Below are 21836 nucleotides of genomic sequence, written 5' to 3'. Positions count from 1 at the left end.
TCAGGGGCACTTGACCCTCCCCCGGGGGGAAGGTTCACAGTGGCGCCATCGACTTCTTGAAAGGAGCTTGCGATGCTCGCGTACCAGGTCCAAGGCATGACGTGTGGTCACTGCGCCCGCGCCATCACCTAGGCGGTCCTCTCCCTGGATCCCGCCGCCCAGGTCAAGGTGAACCTCGACCGCCACAGCGTTCACATCGAATCCGAGACGGCCCAGGACGAGGCCCTGCGGCAAGCCATCCAGGCCGCCGGCTACGACGCCGTCCCCATCCAGACCAACGCAAGTCGCTTGCCGCCCCCGCCCGTCCAGCGCTCGGGCTGCTGCTGCGGCACCCGCGCGAGCCACTGCGCCAGCTGACACCCACCCCTTGTTTTCCTGAAAGGACACGACCATGCGCTCGACTCTCACCTTCGGCATCGCCGCCCTGTGCTCATCCTTCGCCTTGGCCCAGGCCACCCCGCCTGAGCAGGACCACGCCGCGCATCACCCCGCCGGGGCATCCGCCCCTGCGCCGGCCACCAAAGGCGCGGCCAAGCCCCCGGCCAAGCCTGCGCAGAAGCCAGCTCAAAAGCCCGATTCAAAGTCAGGCGCAGCGGTCAATGCCCCGTCTCCTGCGCAGCTTGACTCGACGATGCAGTCGATGCGGGACATGCACGACAAGGTGATGGCAGCCAAGACCCCTCAGGAGCGTCAGTCCCTCATGGCCGATCACATGAAAGCCATGAAGGACGGCATGGACATGATGGGCAAGATGAAGGCGGACCAGCCCCAGATGGGCATGGGCGGCATGGGAGGCATGGGGGCCAAAAGTGGCATGGACGGCATGAAGGGCATGCACGCCCACCACGACATGATGTCCAAGCGCATGGACATGATGGAAATGATGATGCAGATGATGATGGACCGCGAAGCAGCGCGCGCCATGCCCGCCCAATGACGACCGGAGAGCCCGATCATGAACAACATCGGCAACGACTACGGCCTGTGGGGCATGGTGCTGGTCAACGTGGCCATCTTCGTGGGCTTCGCCTACAGCTTCTTCAAACCCACCACCCTGCGTGACTGGCGCAGCTTCGGCGCCTACAGCGCTTTCGTCGTGGCCCTGTTCGCCGAGATGTACGGGTTCCCGCTGACCATCTACCTCCTGTCGGGATGGCTGGGCAGCCAGTTCCCGGGGGTGAACATTTACGGCCACGAGGCCGGCCACCTGTGGTGGGTCTTCACCGGCCAGCAGGGCGACCCGCACTTCGGCGTGCTGCACCTGTTGAGCTTCGTGTTCCTGGTGGCGGGCTTCACCTTGCTGTCGAAGTCCTGGCACGTGCTGTACCACGCGCAGCGACGCCACCAGCTCGCCACAGCGGGCCCCTACCAGGTGGTCCGCCACCCTCAGTACATCGGCTTCGTGGTCATCATGTTCGGCTTCTTGCTGCAATGGCCCACCCTGCTGACGCTGGCGATGTTCCCGGTGCTGGTGGTGATGTACGTGCGCCTGGCCATCGCCGAAGAGCGGGACTCGGACGCGGCATTCGGCCAGCGATGGCGCGAGTACGCAGCCGCCACACCCCGGTTCGTGCCCGGCCTCAAGAGGCTGGGCCTGAGCCTGGGCCTTGTCCGCCCCACGCAGAAACACTGAAACCCCATCCAGGCACACCATGCAACACGATCACACCCCTGCTTCCCGTTGGCGTTCGCCGCTGGGCATCTTCATGCTGGTGGCGGGTGCCCTCGGCACCTACTACCTCCTGACGGAACACCTCACGCACGTCACCCAGGCGATCCCGTACCTGGTTCTGCTGGCCTGCCCGTTGATGCACCTGTTCGGTCACCATCACGGCGGACATGGCGGGCATGGCAGACACGAGGACCATGGCCAGCACAAGGCCCCACCCGAGAAGCGAGACTGAGCTGTGACGTTGCGGCCCACCGCCGGGCCGGGCCCCATGCAGGAACACGCCATGCAAACATCCCACGCCGAGCACTGTGCCCATGGGCACCACCACGCCCACCCGAAGCCCGCACAAACGTCTGCACAAACGCCCGCAGGCGACCCCAGCGCGGTCGAGTACACCTGCCCCATGCACCCACAGGTTCGTCAGATGGGCCCGGGCCATTGCCCCATCTGCGGCATGGCGCTGGAGCCCGTCATGGCCACGGCCGAGCAAGGCGACAGCCCCGAGCTGAAGGACATGAGCCGGCGCTTCTGGGTCGGGAGTGCGCTGACCTTGCCGGTGTTCGCGCTCGAAATGGGGGGCCACCTGTTCAACATCCACCACCTCGTTGCACAGCAGACCTCGAACTGGGTTCAATTGGTGCTCGGCACGCCCGTGGTCCTGTGGGCGGGCTGGCCCTTCTTCACCCGCGCCGTCTCCTCGGTGAGGCACCGCAGCCTCAACATGTTCACCCTGATCGCGCTGGGCACGGGCGCGGCGTGGCTCTACAGCATCGTCGCCACGCTGGCACCCGCCCTGTTCCCGCCTGCCTTGCGCGACGACAGCGGCGCGGTGGCGGTGTATTTCGAAGCGGCCGCCGTCATCACGGTGCTGGTGCTGCTGGGTCAGGTGCTGGAGCTGCGTGCGCGCGAGAAGACATCAGGTGCCATCAAGGCGCTGCTGGGCCTGGCGCCCAAGACCGCGGTGAAGGTTCTGGCCGACGGCTCGGACGAGACTGTCCAGGTCGACAGCATCCAGGTGGGCGACCTGCTGCGCGTGCGCCCCGGTGAAAAGGTGCCGGTCGATGGTGAACTGGCCGAAGGCAAGGGCAACGTCGACGAGTCCATGGTCACGGGCGAGCCCATCCCTGTGGCCAAGTCCGTGGGCTCCAAGGTCACGGCGGGCACGCTCAACCAGACCGGGGGGTTCGTGATGCGCGCCGAAAAGGTGGGCGCGGACACCCTGCTCTCACAGATCGTCCACATGGTGGCCGCGGCCCAGCGCAGCCGCGCGCCGATCCAGCGCATGGCCGACCAGGTGGCAGGCTGGTTCGTGCCCGTGGTCATCCTGGTGGCGGCCCTGACCTTCGTGGCCTGGCTCGCCTGGGGCCCGTCGCCCGCCTTCAGCTTTGCGCTGGTGGCGGCGGTGGCCGTGCTCATCATCGCCTGCCCCTGTGCCCTGGGGCTGGCCACGCCCATGTCCATCATGGTGGGCGTGGGCCAGGGCGCGCAGCACGGGGTGCTCATCCGGGACGCCGAGGCGCTGGAGAAGATGGAGAAGGTCGACACCCTGGTCGTCGACAAGACGGGCACGCTGACCGAAGGGCGACCGAAGGTGGTGCACATCGAGGCGGCCGCCGGTTTCCGGGCCGACGACATCCTGCAAAAGCTCGCCAGCGTCGAGCGCTCCAGCGAGCACCCCTTGGCCATGGCCATCGTCATGGACGCCCAGGAACGCAAGCTGGCGCTGTCGGCGGTCACGGACTTCGACTCGCCCGTGGGCAAGGGCGTCGTCGGCCGCGTCGATGGCCAGCCCGTGGTGTCGGGCAGCGCGAAGTTCCTGAGCGAGCATGGCATCGACGCCAGCCCGCTGGCTGCTGCCGCCGAGGCACAGCGGCAGGAGGCTGCCACGGTCATCTTCGTGGGCATGGCGGGCCAGCTCGCCGGCTTCGTGGCGATCGCCGACCCGATCAAGCCCACCACACCGCAGGCCCTGCAAGCGCTCAAGGCGGCCGGCGTGCGCGTGGTCATGCTGACCGGCGACGGCAAGACGACGGCCGAGGCCGTGGGCCGGCAACTCGGCATCGACGAGGTCGTGGCGGACGTGTTCCCCGAGGACAAGGCCGAGGTGGTCAAGCGCCTGCAGGGCGAAGGCCGCGTCGTGGCGATGGCGGGTGACGGCGTCAACGACGCGCCCGCGCTGGCTCAGGCCACCGTGGGCATCGCCATGGGCACGGGCACCGACGTCGCGATGGAGAGCTCGGGCATCACCTTGCTCAAAGGCGACCTGATGGGCATCGTGCGGGCACGCACGCTGTCACGGGCCACGATGCGCAACATCCGCCAGAACCTGTTCCTCTCGTTCGCGTACAACGTGGCGGGCATCCCGCTGGCCGCAGGGGTGCTCTACCCCTTCTTCGGGCTGCTGCTGTCGCCCGTGGTGGCGGCGGCGGCCATGGCCCTGTCGTCGGTGAGCGTGATCGGCAACGCGCTGCGCCTGCGCGCGGCCAAAGTGAGCGACTGAGGCCGGCGCGGGCGCTCGGCGCCTCACTTCAAGGTGAAGCGCACCGTCACGGTCTTGCCTGCGACGTTGTTCAGCACGGCCACCACCTTGTCGCCTTTGCCCAGCTTGACGCCCTGGGCACGAAGCTGGTTGCCGCCAGCCTCCTTGAGCTCGGCCTCGGTCTTCTTGCCGCCCTGCAACACCGTGAGCTTGCCGGTGACGCCCTTGGCCGACTTCGGCGCATCGTGGTCCACCAGGTAAAGGGAGGCGCCATCGGCCTCGGCCACCAGCTCGAAGGCCAGGTCGTTGACGACCTGGACAACGCCGCCATGGTGCGGCTCGCCTGCGCCATGGGCCATCGCCGGGTTCAGGCTCAGCGCCCCCAGAGCCAAGGCTGCGATCTGGATGAGTTGTCTGGTACGCATGGTGTGTTCTCCGTTTGAAGTGGGGGTGCGCTTGAGGGCGGCACCACGCTGGCCCGGGTGGGTGACGCCCGCTTCAGAAAACGTCGCGGGTTTCGGCCAGGGACCCTGGCTCAGCGGATTCGGACTCGGCAGAGGCGCGCAACAGGCGCTCGGTGGGCTCGCGGCCCAGGCGCCAGAACAGCAAGGGCGTGAGCAGGGTGTCCAGCAGCGTGGAGCTGACCAGCCCACCGAAAATCACCACCGCCACCGGGTGCAGGATCTCCTTGCCGGGGGCGTCCCCCGCCAGGAGCAGCGGGGTCAGCGCGAAGGCCGCCACCAAGGCGGTCATCAGCACCGGGGTCAGGCGCTCCAGCGAGCCCCGCACGATCATGGCCTGGCTGAAGGACTCTCCTTCGAAGCGACACAGGTTGATGTAGTGGCTGATCTTGAGGATGCCGTTGCGGGTGGCGATGCCGGCCAGGGTGATGAAGCCCACCATGGCCGCGACCGACAGGCTCACCCCCGCCAACCACATGGCCACCACACTGCCGATCAGGGCCAGGGGGATGTTGGCCATGATGACCCCGGCCAGCACCGCCGACCGATAGCGCGAGTACAGCACCAGGAACATCATCGTCAGCGACACCAGGGACAGGCCCAGGATGAGCTGGGTGGCCTGCTCCTGCGCCTGGAACTGGCCTTCCAGGCTGATGAAGCTGCCCGCTGGCAACGCTGTGCGCCCGATGACCTGCCGGATCTCTGCGATGACCTGCCCCATGTCCGAACCATCGGTGTTGGCGTAGACCACGATGCGGCGACGGCCGTTCTCCCGACCGATCTGGTTGGGGCCATCGGCCTCTTCGACGCTGGCAAAGCTCGACACCGGCAAGCGGCCGGCGGGCGTGTCGATCAGCGTGCGCGCCAGGTCGACGGGGCCGCGTTGCGCGTCCGGCAGGCGCAAGACCAGGTCGTAGCGACGAGGCCCATCCACGATCTGGGCCCCGTGCGCCCCGTCGGTCAACGTTTGGAGGATGCGCACTGCCTCGCCCGGCGCCAGGCCGGTTTGCGCGAGCCGCTGCGGGTCGATGCGAACCATCACCTGGGGAATCAGGACCTGCTTCTCGACGGTCAGGTCGACCAGGCCATGAACCCCGGCCAGGCCTTGCCGAAGCTGCTCGGCCAGGCCGCGCAAGGTGTCGGTGTCGTCGCCGTAGACCTTGATGGCGATCTGGGCGCGCACGCCCGAGAGCAGGTGATCCAGCCGGTGCGAAATGGGCTGACCGATGGCCACCTGCGCGGGCAGGACCGACAACTGGGCACGGATCTGCGCCATCACCGCCTCGCGGTCCACGGGCGGCCCGTCGCGGCGCAGGTCCACGTCGATTTCCGCCGAATGCACGCCCTCGGCGTGCTCGTCCAGCTCGGCACGCCCGGTGCGCCGGCCGACCTGCGTGACACCTGGCACCTCGGTGATCAGCCGCTCGGCGATGGCGCCCATGCGGTTCGCCTCGGCCAGCGAGGTGCCGGGGGTGAACATCAGCGACAACACCAGCGAGCCTTCGTTGAAAGCCGGCAGGAAAGCGCGCGGGAAGAAGGGCACCGTGGCCGCAGCCGCAGCCACCGCCACCACCGCCCCACCCAGGAGCAGCCTGGCGTGCGGGAAGGACCAGTCGAGCAGGCGCCGGTCCCAAGCCTTGAGCCTGGCCACCAGCGGGCTGTCCCCATGGTCCAGCCGCTTCATGCGGCCGAGCAAGGCGCTGCACAGCACCGGCGTGACGGTCATGGACACCAGCATCGACGCCAGGATGGACACGATGTAGGCGATGCCCAGGGGCGCGAACAGGCGGCCCTCAATGCCGGGCAGCGCGAACAGCGGCACGAACACCAGCACGACGATCACCGTGGCGTAGACGATGCCCGAGCGGACCTCCACGCTGGCTTGGCGCACCACCTCCAGGATGGGCCTGGGCTGCGGCAGAAAGCGGTTCTCCTTGAGCCGGCGCAGGATGTTCTCCACGTCCACCACCGCATCGTCGACCAGCTCGCCGACCGCGATGGCCAGGCCACCCAGGGTCATCACGTTGATCGACTGGTCCAGCAGCCGGAACACGAGCGCCGTCACCGCCAGCGACAGCGGGATGGCCACCAGCGAGATCAGCGTGGTGCGAGCCGACAGCAGGAAGGCAAACAGCACGATGGCCACCATGATGGCGCCGTCCCGCAGCGCCTCGGTCACGTTGCCGATGGACGCCTGGATGAAGTCCGCCTGCCTGAAGAGCACCTGGGGAGCGGCCAGGCCTGGGGGCATGCCGGCCCGGAGCTCCTCCAGCGCGCGCTCGATGAGGGCGGTCACTTTCACCGTGTCCGCCGAGGGCTGCTTCTGCACGCTGACGATGACGGCCGGCTGGCCCTTGAAGCCAGCGTCACCCCGCTTGAGCCCTGGCGCGAACCTGACCTGGGCCACCTGGTTCAGCAACACCGGTCGCCCCTCTTTCCAGGCCACCGCCATGCCCTGCAGGTCCTCCACCTTGTTGGTGCGGCCGAGGTGGCGAATCAGGTACTCGCGGCTGTTGAGGTCCACGAAGCCGCCGCCCGCGTTGGTGGCAAAGCCACGCAAGGCCTGCTCGACCTGGCTCAGGGAGACCCCCAGCTGGGCCATGCGCGCGGGATCCGGCTCCACCCGCAGCTGCCGCACCTCGCCACCGATGGGGATCACCTGAGACACCCCGGGCACGGCCAGCAGGCGCGGCCGCAGCACGAAGTCCGCGTGCTCACGCGCCTGCATGGGCGAGGCGGCGTCCTTGCCATCGCCCAGCGGCAAGGCGATGAGCATGATCTCGCCCATGATGGACGAGACCGGCCCCATCACCGGGGTGATGGACTGGGGCAGTTGCGACCTCAATTGCCCCAGTCGCTCGGCCACCAGCTGGCGATTGCGGTAGACGTCGGTGCCCCAATCGAACTCCGCGTAGACGATGGACAAGCCCACCCCGGACGTCGAACGCACCCGGGTGACACCGGGCATGCCGTTGAGCGCCGTCTCGATGGGGAAGGTGACCAGTTGCTCGACCTCTTCCGGTGCCATGCCACCCGCCTCGGCCATCACCGTGACGACGGGCTTGTTGAGGTCCGGGAACACATCGACCGGCGTGCGCCAGGCCGTGATCGCCCCGCAGGCCATCAGCACGGTGGCGATGGCCAGCACGAAGAGCCGGTTGTGCAGGCTGTGCCTGACGATCCAGTTGAACATGCCAGCCCCTTCAGCGGATCTGCGCGACCAGCGCCGCGCCCTGGACCACGACCCGGTTGTCGGCCGACAGGCCCCGGGTCACCAGCACGGTGTGCGTGTCCAGCACCTGGACCTGCACGGGCTGCGGCACGAAGCGCTCTGCGCCCGACTTGATCCACACCACCGCCTCGTTCGACGGGCTGCGCACCACCGCCTCGGCGGGCAGCACGATGCCCTGGCGGCGCGCCTTGAGCGCCGCCGTCACCACGACCGGCTGCCCCACCGCCAGCATGGCGCCGTCGGACACCTGCACCCCGAAGGTCAGGGGCAAGACCCCGTCGCGCAGGGCCCGGGCCGCACCGATCAGCTTCAGCTTCACGCCCTCCACGCCGACCAGGCTGGCGGTGTCAACCTGCGCGCCCAGCTGGACATCCGGCGTCGAGGCCTCGACCAGCATGCGGGCAGGGTCGACGACCTCCACCAGCACCTCCCGGCTCTCGACGACCTGCCCCACCTGGATCGCCACCCGCGCGACGACACCAGAGACCGGTGCGCGCAAGGGTTCGCGGGCATCCAGGCTGGCGCCGATGTCGCGCTCGCGCTCCTGCAGCGACCGCGCTTCGACGCGGGCCGCCTCGATCTCCTTGCGGGGCACCGTGCCCTCCAGGGACGCCAGGCGCTGGAGGCGCTGCTCGGCCAGCTCCCGCGCCGCGCGCAACTCGGCGCGCTGCGATCGCTGGGCGGCCTGGGCATATGGCTCGGCATGGTGGCGCACCCAGGCCAGGACCTCGCCCTGGCGAACGACCTGACCGGCCACGGGCAGCCCTTTGGGGCCCGCCTCGATCCGACCGCCGTGGGCCGACTGCATCCACCCGCTGGCATTGGGGTCGGCGATCACGCGCCCGGGAAGCTGGACCGTCACGGCCGCCGCCGACTCGGCCGCGATCAGCGTGCGCAGGCCCATGCGCCGCTGGGCCAGCTTGGGCACCTGGACGCTGCCGTCGGGCAGGCGGGCCAGGCCCGCGGCGTTGGGGGCTGCCGCCAGGTCCAGGTGCTCGCCGTTGGGCCCGTGGGCCCCCGGCGACGCGTGGACCGGGGACAGCGCCAGGCTCAGCACCAGCGCGGCGCATGCAGGCCAGCGGTTTGCAAACAACTTGCGATTCATGCCTGACCTCCATCGACGTTGCGGGCCGCGACCCGACTGAGCTGGTGCCGCCGCCAACCCCAGGCGCTCGCCGCCACCACGGCGACGAGCGCGCCCAGGCCCCAGCGTGTCCACGCGCTGCCCGGGTGACCTTCGCTCCCCTGAGCCAGCGCGCCCGCCTCGACCCGCAGCACGGCATCGAGCAGGTCGCTGTCTTCGCCCGCCAGGATGGTGATCACCACCGGGTGCTCGCCTGGGGTCGCCAGCAGCTTCAACAGGGCTGGGTCATCGACCGCGTAGTCGCCGTGGTCTTCGTGGAACCGGGCCTTTGCCTTGAGCGGGCCCGACTCGATTTCGACATCGGCGCGGAGCACCGGCTCATTGGTGGCGAAGCGATCGATCAGCACCGACAACTCGCCCGAGCCCAGTTGACCGACCAGCTCGAACAACTCGGACTGGGCCTCCAGCCGGGGCGCGGTTGCGGCCGATGCAGAGACGTTTTGCGCCGGGGCGTCGAGGTGCTCACCGTTGGGGCCATGGGCCCCGGGGCCTGCCCACGCCGGGCCAGACAGCGCACAAAATGCCCAGGCCAGCACAGGCCTGAGGAGGGTTCGCTTGATCGTGTTCTTCATGGGAGTTGCCCCAACGCTTGGTGGAAACGGGCCTGGGCTTGGGCCACGGCCGCTTGTTGACGCACGGCATCCGACTCGGCCTGGCTGGCCGCGGCCAAGCCGCGAAGCACCTCGGGCAAGGCCGACTCGCCGGCCTGAAAGGCCTTCTGGAGCAGGCGCGCACGCTCGCTGAGCAGGGCCGCGCGCTCCTGGTGTGCTTCGGCCTGGGCCCGGGTGGCCGCGAGGTGGCTGCGGGCCAGGCTGAGCTCGGCTTCGAGCTGCAGGCGCAAGCGCTGCTGGGCGGCCTGCGCCGTGTCCTGCTCGGCCCAGGCCGCCGCCAGGCGAGGTTGGTTGTGGGCCTCGCTGCCAAGCGGCCAGCGCAGCGACAGCGCCACGCTCCTTTCAAGGGGCTGCCCCCATCCCGGCCGCTCCTGACGCAGGCCGATGGCCAGTTCAGGTGGCGCCCCCCACTGAGCCTGGGCCTGGGCCAGCCGCTGCCGTGCCCGTTGAACTGCCGCATCGGCCAGGCGGGCCTCCATGTGGTCGTCGACCAAGGCGCCTTGCTGGGCGTCGGGCTCCTCAGGGAACGCCTCCGGCTCGGGCGCGATCTGCCAGCCCGTCAGCAAGGCCCAGGCGCTGCGCTGCGCCTCGTGGGCTTGCTGCGCCTGCCGAGCCATCGCCCTCGCGGCCAGCATGTCCGCCCTGGCGGCCATGGCGTCGGCAGGCGCCAGGTCGCCCGCCTTGACGCGCCGCTCAACGTCCGCGCTCAGCGCTTCGAGCAGTTGGTGCTGCCGGTCCGCCTGCTGCGCCTGCGACTCGGCCGTCGTCAGCTGGGTGGCCGACTCGCGCACCTGAGCGGCCAGCTTCAGCCGGGCCACCTGTTCGGCCGCGCGGGCCCAGGCGACTTCGGCCTCGGCCGCATCGGCGCTCTGCTGACGCTGGCCCAGGCGCCACAAGGGCCAAGCCAGGCCGACGTCGGTTTCTCGGGCCCCATCGGCGGCCGCGCCACGGCCTTCTCGCTGCGACAGTTCCAGCGCGGGCGGGCCCGCCAGCCAGGTGGAGGCCACCCGCTGCTCGGCCTGGGCCTGCCGGTGTCGGCCACGTGATTCGGACGCTTCGACGGAGCGGGCCCAGGCCGCATCCAGGGCCTGCGCCAGCGTGGGGCGCTGTGCGGCCAAAGCGGAGGGGCTGGAAGGGGACGGGGCGGGGGCGGGCTGCGCCAACGCGGGGCAGCCCAGGGTGCCGCCTGCGATCACGCAGGCCAGGCACCACGGGGTGAGCCATGGGAGGGACATCACGGTCATCCTGACTGAAACGTGGGGCCCTCGCCGGCTTTCAGCACGGCTGACAGGCGCCCCGGTTCGAACCCGACACGCAGGGACTTGCCCCGCGCATCACGGCGGTGTCAGGTGAGTGATCGGGGCGGTCGCTCAAGCCCCATCAGGAAGGGCTGAGCTGGCTCGGTGGCGATGGCCGCGGCCGGCGGCTCTGCACGCAAGCTGAGCACGGGCAGAACGACTTCGGCCAGCAAAACCGGGGCGAACAGGCAAGCGTCGTTCATCACATGCTGCCGGGATGCCGCCGAGTCGTCGAGGTGAAAGCCATCACCATGGTCGTCATGGTGGTGCGACACCCCCTCGAAGTGGAGCATGGCGTGGACCATCTCCTTGCCTTCGGTCACCAACACGCCCAGCCCTGCACACGCCAGCGATTGCCAGAGCATGCAGAGGACGAGGAGGATGGAGAGCCTGCGGCGCATGGAGCGCAGTCTAGCAGGGGAGCCTGAGCGGCGCAGCCACTGTCCGGGTTCGGAGTGCGGGCACGATCGCGCTTCCCCGCACCTGGTGATTCGCATTTCTTGACCAGGGTCGAGGATGATGGCCAACAACGCTTTCTGTTGACGGGGCAACCCTCGTTCTCGCACGCAAAAGGGCCGCCAGGCGTGCCCGGCGGCCCTCTTTACTCAGCGGTCAGGCCGCTTCAGTTCAGGCAACAGGCCAAGTGCTCAAGGCAACAGGTCAGGTCACCACAACAGGCCTCCGTGGCCCAGACGACGGCGGTCAGCCCCATGAGGCCCAGGCCGGCGCCAGCCTTGATCAGCAAGTTCTTCATGTTGAAAGTTCCTTTGAAAAATGGGGAAATCGAATCAGGTGAAGCGATCCATCTTCCGAGGTGGCTTCCAGATGTCGCCGACCGGCTCCGGTGCCTGTCGCCACCCAAGGCGCTGGGGGCGGTCTTCTTCAGGCATCACCGGGAGCATTCGCAGGTCGGTTGCACTCAGCGCACTGCCGGCACATCCTGCACACGCCGTGCAAGCAACCGGCACACAGGCCATGACGGCGTCGCACGGGTCATCGCAACAGGGCTCGCTCAGGCGCACAGCCCCCAACACCTGCCAGGAAGCCAGGAGCAGGGAGAGTGTGACCAGCCAGCGCCGCATGGCGGCCTCAGCGCACTGTGAAAGTCTCGCTCAGTGGGAGAAAAATCGGGCTGACTGGGGCAATGAATGCTGCCCCCCGGATCACAAGCCCAAGCTTGAACCCCTTCGGGCGAGCTTGCGCCGCCCTGTCCGCTTCCTCCACCAGATCACCACCCCTGTCACCGACAAGGCGGCTACCGCCAAACCTGCGGCACAGACCACCAGTTGCATGGGCCAACCCCACACCCCGGCCATGTGCAGCGTGGTGAACCAGGTGCGGATGGTGTCGCCACTTGCCGAACCAGTGGGCAGCCAAACACCGATCAAAGCTCCCGTGTCCGCGTCAAAGCTCACCTGAGTAAGACCCCATCGTTCGGCTGCATCACGGGTGCTGCGCACCCGGTAGCTGTACACACCACTTCGCGGGTCATGACTCAATGCATCCTCGTCCAGCACCGCGAAACCGGCACGTTCAGCCTGGTGAGACATCAGCGCCCTGCCCCGTTGCCTTGCATCCTGCCAATCCAGTTTCGGCGACAAACGCGGCGCATCCAGATCAGAAGGCTTCACGTCCTGCTGATGGGCAAAGAAGACGTTCATGATCGGGTCATGCACCTCGCGCAGGTTGAAGGCCACGGCGCTCCAGGCCAACACAAACAGCATTGCCCAAGGCCACAAGCCCGCCACTCGGTGCGCATCGAGGTGGCGCCTGTAGCTGCTGCTGCCAAACCAGCGCAAGCTCCAGGAAATCCGCCATCGACTCAACCAAGCCCTGAAATGGGTCAAGCTCACGCGACGTCTGGATCGCCCCCTTGTCTGCCGAGCAGGGAGCGTCAGCCGGGCGCCAACGAAGCAATCCAGCGTCCACAGCAACGCGATCACCCCCATTGCAAAGCTGCCGATATCCCCAAGCAACAAAGAGTGATGGAGGCGGTAGATGAAGGGCATGAGGTTCTTCACGCCCTGAGAAAGGTCCCCCCATTTGCGCTGCCCAAGCACCTTCCCACTGTAGGGATCGACGAAAACTTCGTCATTTGCCAACTCTGGCGCCTCGCCTGTCGCGGGATCAGGCAGTGCGTACAGCCGAAGCACGACGGGCTCGTTCGGTTTTTTCGACAAAGGCACCCGCGCCACGAACGTACCCGGGTACAGAGCCTGGATCCGATCGCGAATCAGCAACGGGTCCATCCGGTCGGCATTGGGATGGGGTTGCTTGATGCGCCACAACTCCGGCGAGGACCATGCCTCCAGCTCATGGTTCCAGGCCAGAAGGCTCCCGGTGATCCCGGCCTGCAGCAGGAAGCCAGCGATCACCAAGCCGACGTAACGATGCAAACGCACCAGATCGGATCGCCCCACCCGCCAACGCCGAGCGAAGGAAGCGCCAGGTTCGTTTGCGTCAACGGAGGAACAACCGCCACTCATGCGGCCCCCGCCACCGCGCGCCAGGGGGCATCGACAATCATCGGATTCTGAGCGACCAGCGCCGCGGCTCCCCCATCCTCAACACCCGTCACCTGGCCGCTCTCCATGCGAATCAGGAGATCAGCCACATCAAAATAGCGGTCATCGTGTGAGATCACCAAAACGGTCTTGCCCATGGTCTTGAGCTCGGGGAGCAACTCTCGATAGAAGACGTCCTTGAACACCGGGTCCTGGTCTGCAGCCCACTCGTCGAACACCAGGAAAGGCCTGTCTTCCAGGTAAGCCACCACCAAAGCAAGCCTCTTGCGCTGCCCTTGAGAAAGCGCTCGCGTCGTGAAAGCGCCTTGCCGCACCTGCACCTTGTGCTGCAGGTGCAGCTTGCCCAGCAACGCATTGCCCCGCTCGTCCAGATCTGCGCCAGGGGCATCAAGCAAACGTTCAAACAGGTGGAAGTCAGAAAAGATGGCCGAAAAATTCTGCCGATGTGCATCGCGCTCCTCGTCGCGCACCGTTTGACCATTGAGGCGGATGACACCCGCATCCGGCCGATACAGGCCCACGAGCAGCTTGGCCAAAGAAGTCTTGCCGCTGCCATTCCCCCCAACCAGAAAGTAGATGCGACCGGGCTCGAAATCCAGGCTCACAGGGCCCAACGTGAACAGCTCATCAGCAGATTCGTGAAAGTACCGGTGTGTCACCCCTTCCAGGCGCAGACCGGTGAAGGGCGCGCGCACTTGCTGCGAGCAAGCATCGGCCTCTTCATGCGAGAGTTCTCGGGTGATGTCCTCGATGCGCTGAGCCGATGCCTTCGCTAGGTTGGCCCGAGGCAAGGTCAGCAGCAGGTTCTCCAGCGGCAACACCATGTACACGAAGATCAACGCGAACCCCGTCATCACACGAGCCCGGTCCGGCACGTCGCCAACCAGCAAGAAGAGCACCAGCCCGATGAATGCGTAGATGAGGAAATGGCCCCACGCCGCCGAAACCAGGAACAGCGACATGCCAAAGGCCCGTTTGCGGCGCACTGTTTCAATCGATCGATGGAGCATCTCTTGTGAAAACCACTGGCGCTTGGCCGCGTTCATGCGCAGCTCCTTTGCCCCATCGACCAAGGACCGGAAGTGCTCAAACAGGTGGTCCTGCTCCTTCGCCGCCACGTCGATGTGTTCAATGGCGCGCAGGTGTGCCAGGTGATAGCCCAGCGAGCCCAGACCGATGACCAGCGCAGCGGCCAGAAAGACCTGCCAGGAAAGCCATGCCATGTAGACCAGGCAACCGCCCACGATGATGGCGTTGACGAGGATGGCAGGCAGGTTGACAAAGAACTCCGCCACATTGGCGCAGTGCTCGGACAAGGCAGAGTTGACGCGCGGGCCTCCGATCTCCTCCATGCGCCGGTAGCCGGCTTTCATGACGCGCATGGAGATGTGGCGCCTGAGTTCGGCCTGCGCCCATTGGCTCAGGTGCTCAAAGAGCACGGAGGCGAGCATGCGTGACAGCATCGCCAGCACCGCCACCCCAGCAAACTGCCAGGCCAAGCGAATTCGATCTGCGTCATCAGGCGTTGTCAAGGCGTTGTTGATCTGCGCAACCAGGAGGACGCCGCAGACGCCTGACACGACGCTGGCGAGGGAGGCCGCCGCGAGCAGCGCCCCGGATTGTCGGATGAGATGAGCCAGCAAGGTGCACCGCCAGAGTGTGAATGGATCAACTCGTGTATGACGATGGGTGAGCTGGTTTGTTTAGGGGCCCAGCGCATTGGCCTAAACATCCAGATGCGTTCTTCGTCTCCAAGGCATGAAAGCTCAAACAGCAGATCACCTTTGATCCCGATCCTTGCGCCGCTGTTTCAAGGTGAGTGGTCCCATCATGGGCAGGGAGTGAGTTGCCCGCCTCATCCTCCACCGCCACCAGGTGGATCGCGTCATGCGCTGTCCATGTGGACGAGCCAGCACGGCATGCTGCTCGAGACCTTGACCCTGCACGCCAGGCACATGGGCGAACGCACACAGGATCTGAGGGCTGCGACCTCGATGTGGAGCCTCGACTACCTGTGGTTGCTACTGCCCCCCGCGACGGCTGGAGCCATCCTCCTGAGACACGGATTGCCGCTGGACCCCTCATCCTGCCACTTGGACATTGACGTTCGCGGCGCACCCGTTCAATTGCAAATGCCCAACTCGGGCCGCGCACTGCAAGGCGATGCAAGCATCCAGGCTCACCTGGAATTTCTGACGCGCCAACACCTATCGCCCTTGTTCTCGGCCTTGCACTCTTGCGCCGGACTGCCGATCAAGATCCTGTGGGGCAACGCCGCCCGCATCTTTTCGGACATCCTCAAAGCCATGGTGGATACCGCCAGCGCCCATGGCGACGCGACGACCTTGTCCGACGTCGCTCGACACGGACATGCCCTGCTGACAGCGCCCGTCTGGCCGGACCTCGCCCCCAACCCGTTGTGGGAGCACGGCGGACGTCCGGATTCTTTTGAGGCGATTCAAGCGCCATCTTCCCTTTATGCGCAATGCTGCCTGCGACACAGACTGGCAGGTCAAGTTCACTGCAGCAAATGCCCGCTTGAGCCAGTCTCCCTTTGCACCAAACACGCGAAAAGGCGAGTCAGCAAGGAAGCAACGCCCGACTCACCGTCTGCTGCGCACCCTCAGCGTTCATCAACAAGTTTTGCATGTGACGCAAACCGCCTTCCATTGCGGGAAACAGGCTCTGATTGAAGTTGTTCCAACGCAGCTCCAAGATGGTGTCCTGCGGTTCAATGCAGGTGTTGAGCACGTCCACGATCACTTCGCCCGAATCAATGCCGTTGTCAACGTAGTGAAAAGATGCCCCCGTCTTGTCCACCACAGGAACATCGATCGCCTCCATGGTCTGCCAGTTAACCACCTTCTTGCCTCGGGCGCCGTACAAGGCATCCAGGGTCGCGTGAGCGCCGCGCCGCTCATGCGGCGATTCGATGCGGGTGATGCCCGGATGGATGTTGACCACTTTGCGGCAATAAGGTGCCCCCGGCCGGATCAGCTCATCGAGGATGACCAGCAGGCCGTCGAGCAACACCAGATCAGCCCCCAACTCGCCCAACGTGAGCTGAAGCTGCCGCTCGAAGGCCGACTTGCCAGCGATCCGCTCTGACTTGGCACCCATCGGCAGACGCCGGTAGGTGGACGGCACCGCGCACAGCAAATCGTTCATGGCACGGCCTTGAACACGCAGCTCGGGCGGATAGAACCACTGCCGCCCTCGCTGCCACGTGCAGCCGTATTCGGCCAACTTGCGCTGGTCTGCCGGGGATCCTTCGTCGTCGTCACGGATCACGGCTTCAAGGCTGTAGGCATCCCCCAGATCGGTGTGATTCAGCAAGTGCGCCAAATGCTCCAGCGGCGACTTCATGTAGCGCAAACCACCCTTGTAGGCGATGTGCTGGCCGGCCTTGTCCGCCGCCGCGTTGCGCAGCGACCAGATGTATGTGAGTTTGATCTTAGGCATGGTTTGACAGGGAAAGTTGGGCGCGCCCGATCCGATAGACCAGAGCGCCATGCAACAGGGAAGCCAAGCTGAAGACGTTCAAGCTGCGCATCTGTTTACCGGCGCTAAACAAAGTCGCCCCTGCCTCGTCTGAACAGGCTGCCATCTGCATTCGGCCCTCGGGCTCCACGTGGACTGGCCTCAACCATTCGATCAGCAAGGAGCACTTGATGACAGCCCACGACCTCATTGGCATCGGATTCGGACCGTCCAACATCGCCTTGGCCATCGCGCTGGAGGAAAAGCGCGATGCAACCCGCCGCATGGATGCCCTGTTCATCGAGAAGCAACCCGGCTTCGCCTGGCACCAGGATATGTTGCTGGAGCAGGCCCACATGCAGATCTCCTTCCTGAAGGACCTGGCCACCCTGCGCAACCCCACCAGCCGCTTCACGTTCGTCAACTACCTGCATGAAAAGCGCCGCCTGCAGGACTTCATCAACCTCAAAACCTTCTTCCCAAGCCGACACGAGTTCAGCGACTACTTTGCCTGGGCCGCTGGGCAGTTTGCGAGCCAATGCGCGTACGGCGAAGAAGTGCTGGAGGTGTTGCCGCAAGAGAGCGGCCGGGAGGTCCATCTGTTGCGCGTTCGCTCAAAGGATGCGCAAGGCCATATCCGCCAGCGCTTGGCGCGCAACTTGGTGGTGAGCGTGGGAGGCAGCGCACATGTCCCCGATGTCTTCCGCCCTCTGGCCAACGACGCTCGCGTTGTCCACTCCAGCCGCTACTTGAGGGGCATCGGCGAGAACGGGCAGGCCAAACGCATCGCCGTGGTGGGAGCGGGCCAGAGTGCGGCAGAGATCTTCATGGACATGCATGGCCGGCCCCATGCCCCGCAGGTCGACCTGATCATGCGGGCACGCACCATCAAACCCTCTGACGACAGCCCGTTTGTCAACGAGATCTTCAACGTCGATGCCGTTGACGACATTTTCAGCCGGGAGCCTGGGGAACGCAGCGACATGCTCAGGGAGTTCCGGCACACCAACTATGCCTGCCCTGACATGGCGCTGATCGAAAACATCTTCCAGGTCTTCTACCTGCAAAAGGTCAAGGACGAATGCCGTCACCGATTCCTGAGGCGGACCGAGATCAAAGCCGCCAGCGCCGCAGCAGATGGCGTCCGGCTCACGCTGCACGACGCCAACACCGGTACCGAGAGCTCTGTTCGATACGACGCCGTGATCCTGGCCACGGGCTACGAACGCAAGCTACACCGCGAGATGCTGGCCCCCATCGCGCAACACCTGCAGGACTTCGAAGTGGACCGGCAATACCGCCTGAAAACCCACCCTGACTTCCGCCCCGCCATTTTCCTTCAGGGCGCCAACGAGGCCACCCACGGCCTCAGCGACACGCTCTTGTCCGTGACAGCGGTGCGCACAGGCGAAATCGGCGAGGCCCTCACATCGAGCGGCTCACTGAACACCGTTTCACAGCTGCGCCCCAACCTGCACGCGATCAGGGCCTGACGCCCTGAACCCCTTTCGTCAACCTCCACAGAAAAGAGTTTTTCCATGGCTTGCGCCAGTCGTACCCCATTCATCTTCTCGCCCGCACGCTCGCAGATCAGCCTGGCCACCCGAATGCTGTTACTGGCCTCGACGCTGACAGCAGCGGCCGCTCACGCCACCGAGAATGCACCCACGGGGCAAGCAACCGCATCCTCACCGGCACCTGTCCTGCCTGAGGTGTCGGTGACCCGCAAACGCACGAAATCCACCACCGAAGGCTCGAATGCCTACACCACCGACGTCACCCGTGCGGCCACCGGGCTGAGCCTGTCGCTTCGCAACACACCCCAATCGGTCACGGTGGTGACCCGTGAGCGCATCGACGACCAGAACATGATCTCGCTGGCCGATGTGATCCAGAACGCCCCGGGTGTCTCGGCCAAACCCATTGACTCCGTGCGGCAAACTTTCTACTCACGCGGACTGCCCATCAGCAGCGTGCAGATCGATGGCTTGCCGATGACGTGGAACACCGCTGAATCTCCAGGCGAGGTCAACGCCAACCTGGCACTCTACGATCGCGTGGAAATCGTGCGAGGCGCCACGGGGCTGTTGAGCGGAACGGGTAACCCGTCGGCCTCCATCAACCTGGTTCGCAAGCACGCAGACAGCAAGGTGTTCAAGGGATCGGTGGGCGCTGTTGTCGGGTCATGGGATCGCGTGGGCGCCGACTTCGACATCACCACCCCGCTGAACCAGAGCGGCTCGGTGCGGGCACGCCTGGTCGTTGACGCCAGCCAGCAAGCATCGTTCGTCGACCTTGAGAAAAGCCAGCAAAGCGTGGTCTACGGTGTGGTGGATGCAGACCTGACCTCCAGCACGCGCCTGAGCATTGGGCTGAGCGAACAGCGCGATGACCGACAAGGCAATGCCTGGTCGGGGTTGCCCATTTGGCACGCCGATGGCAGCCGAACCGATTTCGACCGCTCCAAGACAACCGCCGCCGACTGGAACCTGTGGGACTCGCAGCAAAAGAGCGTGTTCGCGACCTTGACACATCAGTTGGACAACAAGTGGTCGTTGCAAACAACGGCGGCCCAACGTCGCAACACACACCAGCAAAAGGTGCTGTGGTTGTACGGCAACCCAGAGCGTTCAACGGGCCTGGGCATGGACGGATTCGGCGTGAACTGGGACATCGACCACAAACAGAACGAAATCGGTATCCACGTTTCAGGCCCGGTTGGACGAGGTCACGAACTGAGCTTCGGTCTGAACCACAGCAAACAGGAGCTGACTTACGCAACACGGGAACAAAATTCCCTGCTGGCGAGCACTGGCAACTTCAACCATTGGGACGGCTCCATCGCGGAGCCTGAGTGGACAGACAGTTTGCCCATGCAACGAACCCAGATCACGGAAAGCGGCCTGCATGGTGCCGGCCGCATGCAACTGACCGAGACCACCAAACTCATCGGCGGGGTTCGGGCCATTCGCTGGCGCGTGGACAACGATGAAACCCTCTTCAACGCGGCCTATCAGAGCAGCAAGAACCATTTGACGCCCTACCTGGGTCTCGTTCAGGACCTGGGCGAGCAGGTGTCCATCTACGCAAGCTACGCCGACATCTTTGGACCGCAGCTTCGTCGAGACCGCAATGCCAAATTCCTGGATCCGATGACAGGCAAGAACGCCGAGATCGGGATCAAAGCCGAATGGCTTGATGGCCGACTGCAAGGGTCCTTGGCCATTTTCCGCGCCAAGCAGGACAACCTGGCACAACGTGATGGCAGCCTGTTCGTGCCGGGCAGCGATGGCCGCGAACGTGCCTACTTCGCAGCCCAGGACGCCACCACCAAAGGCCACGAACTGACGCTGACAGGGTCTCTGACATCCAACTGGCTCATCGACGTTGGCTGGAGCCAGTTCTCCATCAGCGATGGCACAGGACAAGACCTCAACACCGATCAGCCGCGCCGCATGTTGAAGGTTTTCACGCGTTACAAAGTCGATGGATGGACCTTGGGTGGCGGCGTCAACTGGGAAAGCAAAAGCCACTCGATCGGGACGAACCCATCCGGCGCCGATGAAAAGGTCAGCCAGGGCGCCCATGCCGTCGCCAACCTGATGGTGCGCTACGAATTCAGCAAGCAGGTGTCTGCTCAACTCAACATCAACAACGTCTTCGACAAGAAGTACTACGCCAACCAGATCGGCCGCTTCGGCAACCTGTTCTATGGCGAGCCGCGAAACGCCCAGCTCGCGGTCAAGTACACCTTCTGATCCTCTGTGCTCTTGAAGGCGCCATCGGTCTGGCATCGATGGCGCCTTTTCATTTGCTTCAGCATCAAACCAAGCTTGTGCGCATGGCCTGTTGCATCGACTTGATCAGGACAGGGTCTTTCACGATTCTTAGGTGATCGGCATCGACCCATTGGTTCCGCACATCGCGCAGGCGCATCCATTGAGCAAAGCGATCGACCTCAACCTTTTGACGCTCAGCGGACCACCAGACATGGAGCGGTGCACACAGCGAAGAGGCCGGTCCGTCATGACGCAGCGAACACAGCGTCAGCGCCCGAGCGGTCATGAACAGGCTCGCCAGCTCTTCGTCGGTCAGGGCGGCGTAGTCATGCAAGGCTGAGCGATCGACCCGCTCCATCACCAGCCCGAGCAGGTGGCCGATGGCCACTTCGGGATCGATCAACTGTTCAAGGCAGCTCGTGATCCGGTCGTCCGACAACAGCTCGGCATGCAGCCGATCTGGCACCAGGATGGCGAAGAATGCTTTCAGCTGGTCTGCCACTTTTTCGCTGGGACGCGGCCCGGCACCTTGGACATAGGGGTCGATCGAGGCGACCAGGGCCACCTGCCGGCCCCGCGCTTCGAGCACACCCGCAACCCATGGCGCCAGAGCGCCACCCAGCGACCAGCCGCACAGCCGCAACGCGCCAGCGGGCTGCAACTGCTCCACGGTGTTGGCGTGCGCGTTGGCCAGGTCCATCAGGAGCGGCTCGCCGTGTGCAGTCAGGCGACCGAGGTCTGCGGCCGTGCACGGCAGGCCGATCACCCGACACTGGCCAGACAGGGAGCGGGCCAAGACGGTGTGATCCAGCACGCTGCCCCAGCCATCGTGAAGGGTAAAAAGAATCGGCAAAGCTGGGTCTGCAGCATTCAGGGCGATGGTCTGATTGCCAACGGCTTGGTGCTCAGCCAGTTGTGCGAGTGTGGGTGCAGCGAACACATCTCGCACGGTCAAACGCGGCAGGCTCGCAGACCGCCTGGCGTGGTCGATGACTTGCAGGACCAGCAAGGAATGCCCGCCGATTTCAAAGAAGTTGTCATGCCGCCCGATGCGCTCTGGCGCCAGGCCCAACACCCGCGCCCAGATCTGCGCCAGCGCCTGCTCGACCTCGCCTTGCGGCGCCTGTGTGGCTGGCCTCTGCCCGGCTTGCCCCG

The 21836-nt window shown here is 65.5% G+C and carries 18 protein-coding genes and 1 pseudogene; 8 read left to right on the top strand and 11 right to left on the bottom strand.

Features of this window, described 5'->3' with window-relative positions:
• Positions 1-72: 72 nt before the first annotated feature.
• The 5 genes and pseudogenes from ABG80_RS23185 to ABG80_RS13855 all read left to right on the top strand — a co-directional run.
• Positions 73-255 (top strand): annotated as a pseudogene (locus ABG80_RS23185) (heavy-metal-associated domain-containing protein); the annotation flags it as partial.
• A gap of 136 nt (positions 256-391) precedes the next feature.
• Positions 392-937, top strand: a complete 546-nt coding sequence (locus tag ABG80_RS22010; RefSeq protein ID WP_058088240.1) for a hypothetical protein — start codon at positions 392-394, stop codon at positions 935-937.
• An 18-nt stretch (positions 938-955) separates the two neighbouring features.
• Entirely contained in the window at positions 956-1633 is a 678-nt protein-coding gene (locus tag ABG80_RS13865; RefSeq protein ID WP_058088239.1) for a methyltransferase family protein, read from the top strand.
• A 19-nt stretch (positions 1634-1652) separates the two neighbouring features.
• Positions 1653-1904, top strand: coding sequence for a DUF2933 domain-containing protein (locus ABG80_RS13860; RefSeq protein ID WP_058088238.1), 252 nt, complete (start codon positions 1653-1655; stop codon positions 1902-1904).
• 51 nt (positions 1905-1955) lie between these two features.
• Positions 1956-4172: a copper-transporting P-type ATPase gene (locus tag ABG80_RS13855; RefSeq protein ID WP_152987631.1), complete on the top strand. Its 2217-nt coding sequence runs from the start codon at positions 1956-1958 to the stop codon at positions 4170-4172.
• 23 nt (positions 4173-4195) lie between these two features.
• Here the strand turns inward: ABG80_RS13855 and ABG80_RS13850 are convergent, their stop codons facing one another.
• From ABG80_RS13850 to ABG80_RS13810, 9 genes are all read right to left on the bottom strand, one after another.
• Entirely contained in the window at positions 4196-4576 is a 381-nt protein-coding gene (locus ABG80_RS13850; RefSeq protein WP_058088236.1) for a hypothetical protein, read from the bottom strand.
• A gap of 73 nt (positions 4577-4649) precedes the next feature.
• The gene (locus ABG80_RS13845; protein WP_058088235.1) at positions 4650-7805 is read right to left on the bottom strand and encodes an efflux RND transporter permease subunit; all 3156 of its coding nucleotides are present in this window, start codon (positions 7803-7805) and stop codon (positions 4650-4652) included.
• Positions 7806-7815: 10 nt separating this feature from the next.
• On the bottom strand, positions 7816-8949 hold the full coding sequence (locus tag ABG80_RS13840) for an efflux RND transporter periplasmic adaptor subunit (RefSeq protein ID WP_058088234.1): 1134 nt from the start codon (positions 8947-8949) through the stop codon (positions 7816-7818).
• Entirely contained in the window at positions 8946-9560 is a 615-nt protein-coding gene (locus ABG80_RS13835; RefSeq protein WP_058088233.1) for a hypothetical protein, read from the bottom strand. Before ABG80_RS13835 ends, ABG80_RS13840 begins: the two co-directional genes overlap by 4 nt.
• The gene (locus ABG80_RS13830; RefSeq protein ID WP_160322542.1) at positions 9557-10834 is read right to left on the bottom strand and encodes a TolC family protein; all 1278 of its coding nucleotides are present in this window, start codon (positions 10832-10834) and stop codon (positions 9557-9559) included. The genes ABG80_RS13835 and ABG80_RS13830 overlap by 4 nt, the downstream gene beginning before the upstream one ends.
• Positions 10835-10944: 110 nt before the next feature.
• A complete protein-coding gene (locus ABG80_RS13825) occupies positions 10945-11298 on the bottom strand; it encodes a hypothetical protein (RefSeq protein WP_058088231.1) in 354 nt (117 codons plus the stop codon).
• A 221-nt stretch (positions 11299-11519) separates the two neighbouring features.
• Positions 11520-11651: a hypothetical protein gene (locus ABG80_RS23825; RefSeq protein ID WP_268760979.1), complete on the bottom strand. Its 132-nt coding sequence runs from the start codon at positions 11649-11651 to the stop codon at positions 11520-11522.
• 409 nt (positions 11652-12060) lie between these two features.
• A complete protein-coding gene (locus ABG80_RS13815; RefSeq protein ID WP_200964318.1) occupies positions 12061-13293 on the bottom strand; it encodes a PepSY-associated TM helix domain-containing protein in 1233 nt (410 codons plus the stop codon).
• 86 nt (positions 13294-13379) lie between these two features.
• Complete coding sequence (locus tag ABG80_RS13810; protein WP_058088228.1) at positions 13380-15065, bottom strand: cyclic peptide export ABC transporter; 1686 nt, start codon at positions 15063-15065, stop codon at positions 13380-13382.
• Between ABG80_RS13810 and fhuF the strand changes: the two genes are divergently transcribed.
• The gene (fhuF, locus tag ABG80_RS24080) at positions 15054-16115 is read left to right on the top strand and encodes a siderophore-iron reductase FhuF (protein ID WP_083506110.1); all 1062 of its coding nucleotides are present in this window, start codon (positions 15054-15056) and stop codon (positions 16113-16115) included. The two genes, ABG80_RS13810 and fhuF, sit on opposite strands and share 12 nt — an antisense overlap.
• On the opposite strand, the gene ABG80_RS13805 is transcribed toward fhuF, so the two are convergent.
• Entirely contained in the window at positions 16003-16884 is an 882-nt protein-coding gene (locus ABG80_RS13805; RefSeq protein ID WP_058088227.1) for a N(5)-hydroxyornithine transformylase PvdF, read from the bottom strand. The genes fhuF and ABG80_RS13805 overlap by 113 nt on opposite strands.
• Before the next feature lie 209 nt (positions 16885-17093).
• Here ABG80_RS13805 and ABG80_RS13795 point away from each other — a divergent pair, with 209 nt between their 5' ends.
• On the top strand, positions 17094-18395 hold the full coding sequence (locus ABG80_RS13795) for a lysine N(6)-hydroxylase/L-ornithine N(5)-oxygenase family protein (RefSeq protein WP_058088225.1): 1302 nt from the start codon (positions 17094-17096) through the stop codon (positions 18393-18395).
• 45 nt (positions 18396-18440) lie between these two features.
• A complete protein-coding gene (locus tag ABG80_RS13790; RefSeq protein WP_058088224.1) occupies positions 18441-20660 on the top strand; it encodes a TonB-dependent siderophore receptor in 2220 nt (739 codons plus the stop codon).
• A 64-nt stretch (positions 20661-20724) separates the two neighbouring features.
• On the opposite strand, the gene ABG80_RS13785 is transcribed toward ABG80_RS13790, so the two are convergent.
• A partial coding sequence (locus tag ABG80_RS13785) for a thioesterase domain-containing protein (protein WP_235513860.1) occupies positions 20725-21836 on the bottom strand: 1112 nt, incomplete at its 5' end.

It is taken from the genome of Aquabacterium parvum (genome assembly GCF_001447195.1).
GTDB classification, from domain to species: Bacteria; Pseudomonadota; Gammaproteobacteria; order Burkholderiales; family Burkholderiaceae_C; genus Aquabacterium; species Aquabacterium parvum.
The sequence above is the reverse complement of the archived record's forward strand: the minus strand, read 5'-3'. Positions and strand labels throughout refer to the sequence as shown.

Coding starts and splice junctions, on each gene's coding strand:
- ABG80_RS13860 (WP_058088238.1), top strand. CDS start 1,653: ATGCAACACGATCACACCCCTGCTTCCCGTTGGCGTTCGCCGCTGGGC.
- ABG80_RS13830 (WP_160322542.1), bottom strand. CDS start 10,834: ATGTCCCTCCCATGGCTCACCCCGTGGTGCCTGGCCTGCGTGATCGCA.
- ABG80_RS22010 (WP_058088240.1), top strand. CDS start 392: ATGCGCTCGACTCTCACCTTCGGCATCGCCGCCCTGTGCTCATCCTTC.
- ABG80_RS13865 (WP_058088239.1), top strand. CDS start 956: ATGAACAACATCGGCAACGACTACGGCCTGTGGGGCATGGTGCTGGTC.
- ABG80_RS13845 (WP_058088235.1), bottom strand. CDS start 7,805: ATGTTCAACTGGATCGTCAGGCACAGCCTGCACAACCGGCTCTTCGTG.
- ABG80_RS13795 (WP_058088225.1), top strand. CDS start 17,094: ATGACAGCCCACGACCTCATTGGCATCGGATTCGGACCGTCCAACATC.
- ABG80_RS13840 (WP_058088234.1), bottom strand. CDS start 8,949: ATGAATCGCAAGTTGTTTGCAAACCGCTGGCCTGCATGCGCCGCGCTG.
- ABG80_RS13835 (WP_058088233.1), bottom strand. CDS start 9,560: ATGAAGAACACGATCAAGCGAACCCTCCTCAGGCCTGTGCTGGCCTGG.
- ABG80_RS13825 (WP_058088231.1), bottom strand. CDS start 11,298: ATGCGCCGCAGGCTCTCCATCCTCCTCGTCCTCTGCATGCTCTGGCAA.
- ABG80_RS23825 (WP_268760979.1), bottom strand. CDS start 11,651: ATGAAGAACTTGCTGATCAAGGCTGGCGCCGGCCTGGGCCTCATGGGG.
- ABG80_RS13805 (WP_058088227.1), bottom strand. CDS start 16,884: ATGCCTAAGATCAAACTCACATACATCTGGTCGCTGCGCAACGCGGCG.
- ABG80_RS13855 (WP_152987631.1), top strand. CDS start 1,956: ATGCAAACATCCCACGCCGAGCACTGTGCCCATGGGCACCACCACGCC.
- ABG80_RS13790 (WP_058088224.1), top strand. CDS start 18,441: ATGGCTTGCGCCAGTCGTACCCCATTCATCTTCTCGCCCGCACGCTCG.
- ABG80_RS13850 (WP_058088236.1), bottom strand. CDS start 4,576: ATGCGTACCAGACAACTCATCCAGATCGCAGCCTTGGCTCTGGGGGCG.
- fhuF (WP_083506110.1), top strand. CDS start 15,054: ATGAGCCAGCAAGGTGCACCGCCAGAGTGTGAATGGATCAACTCGTGT.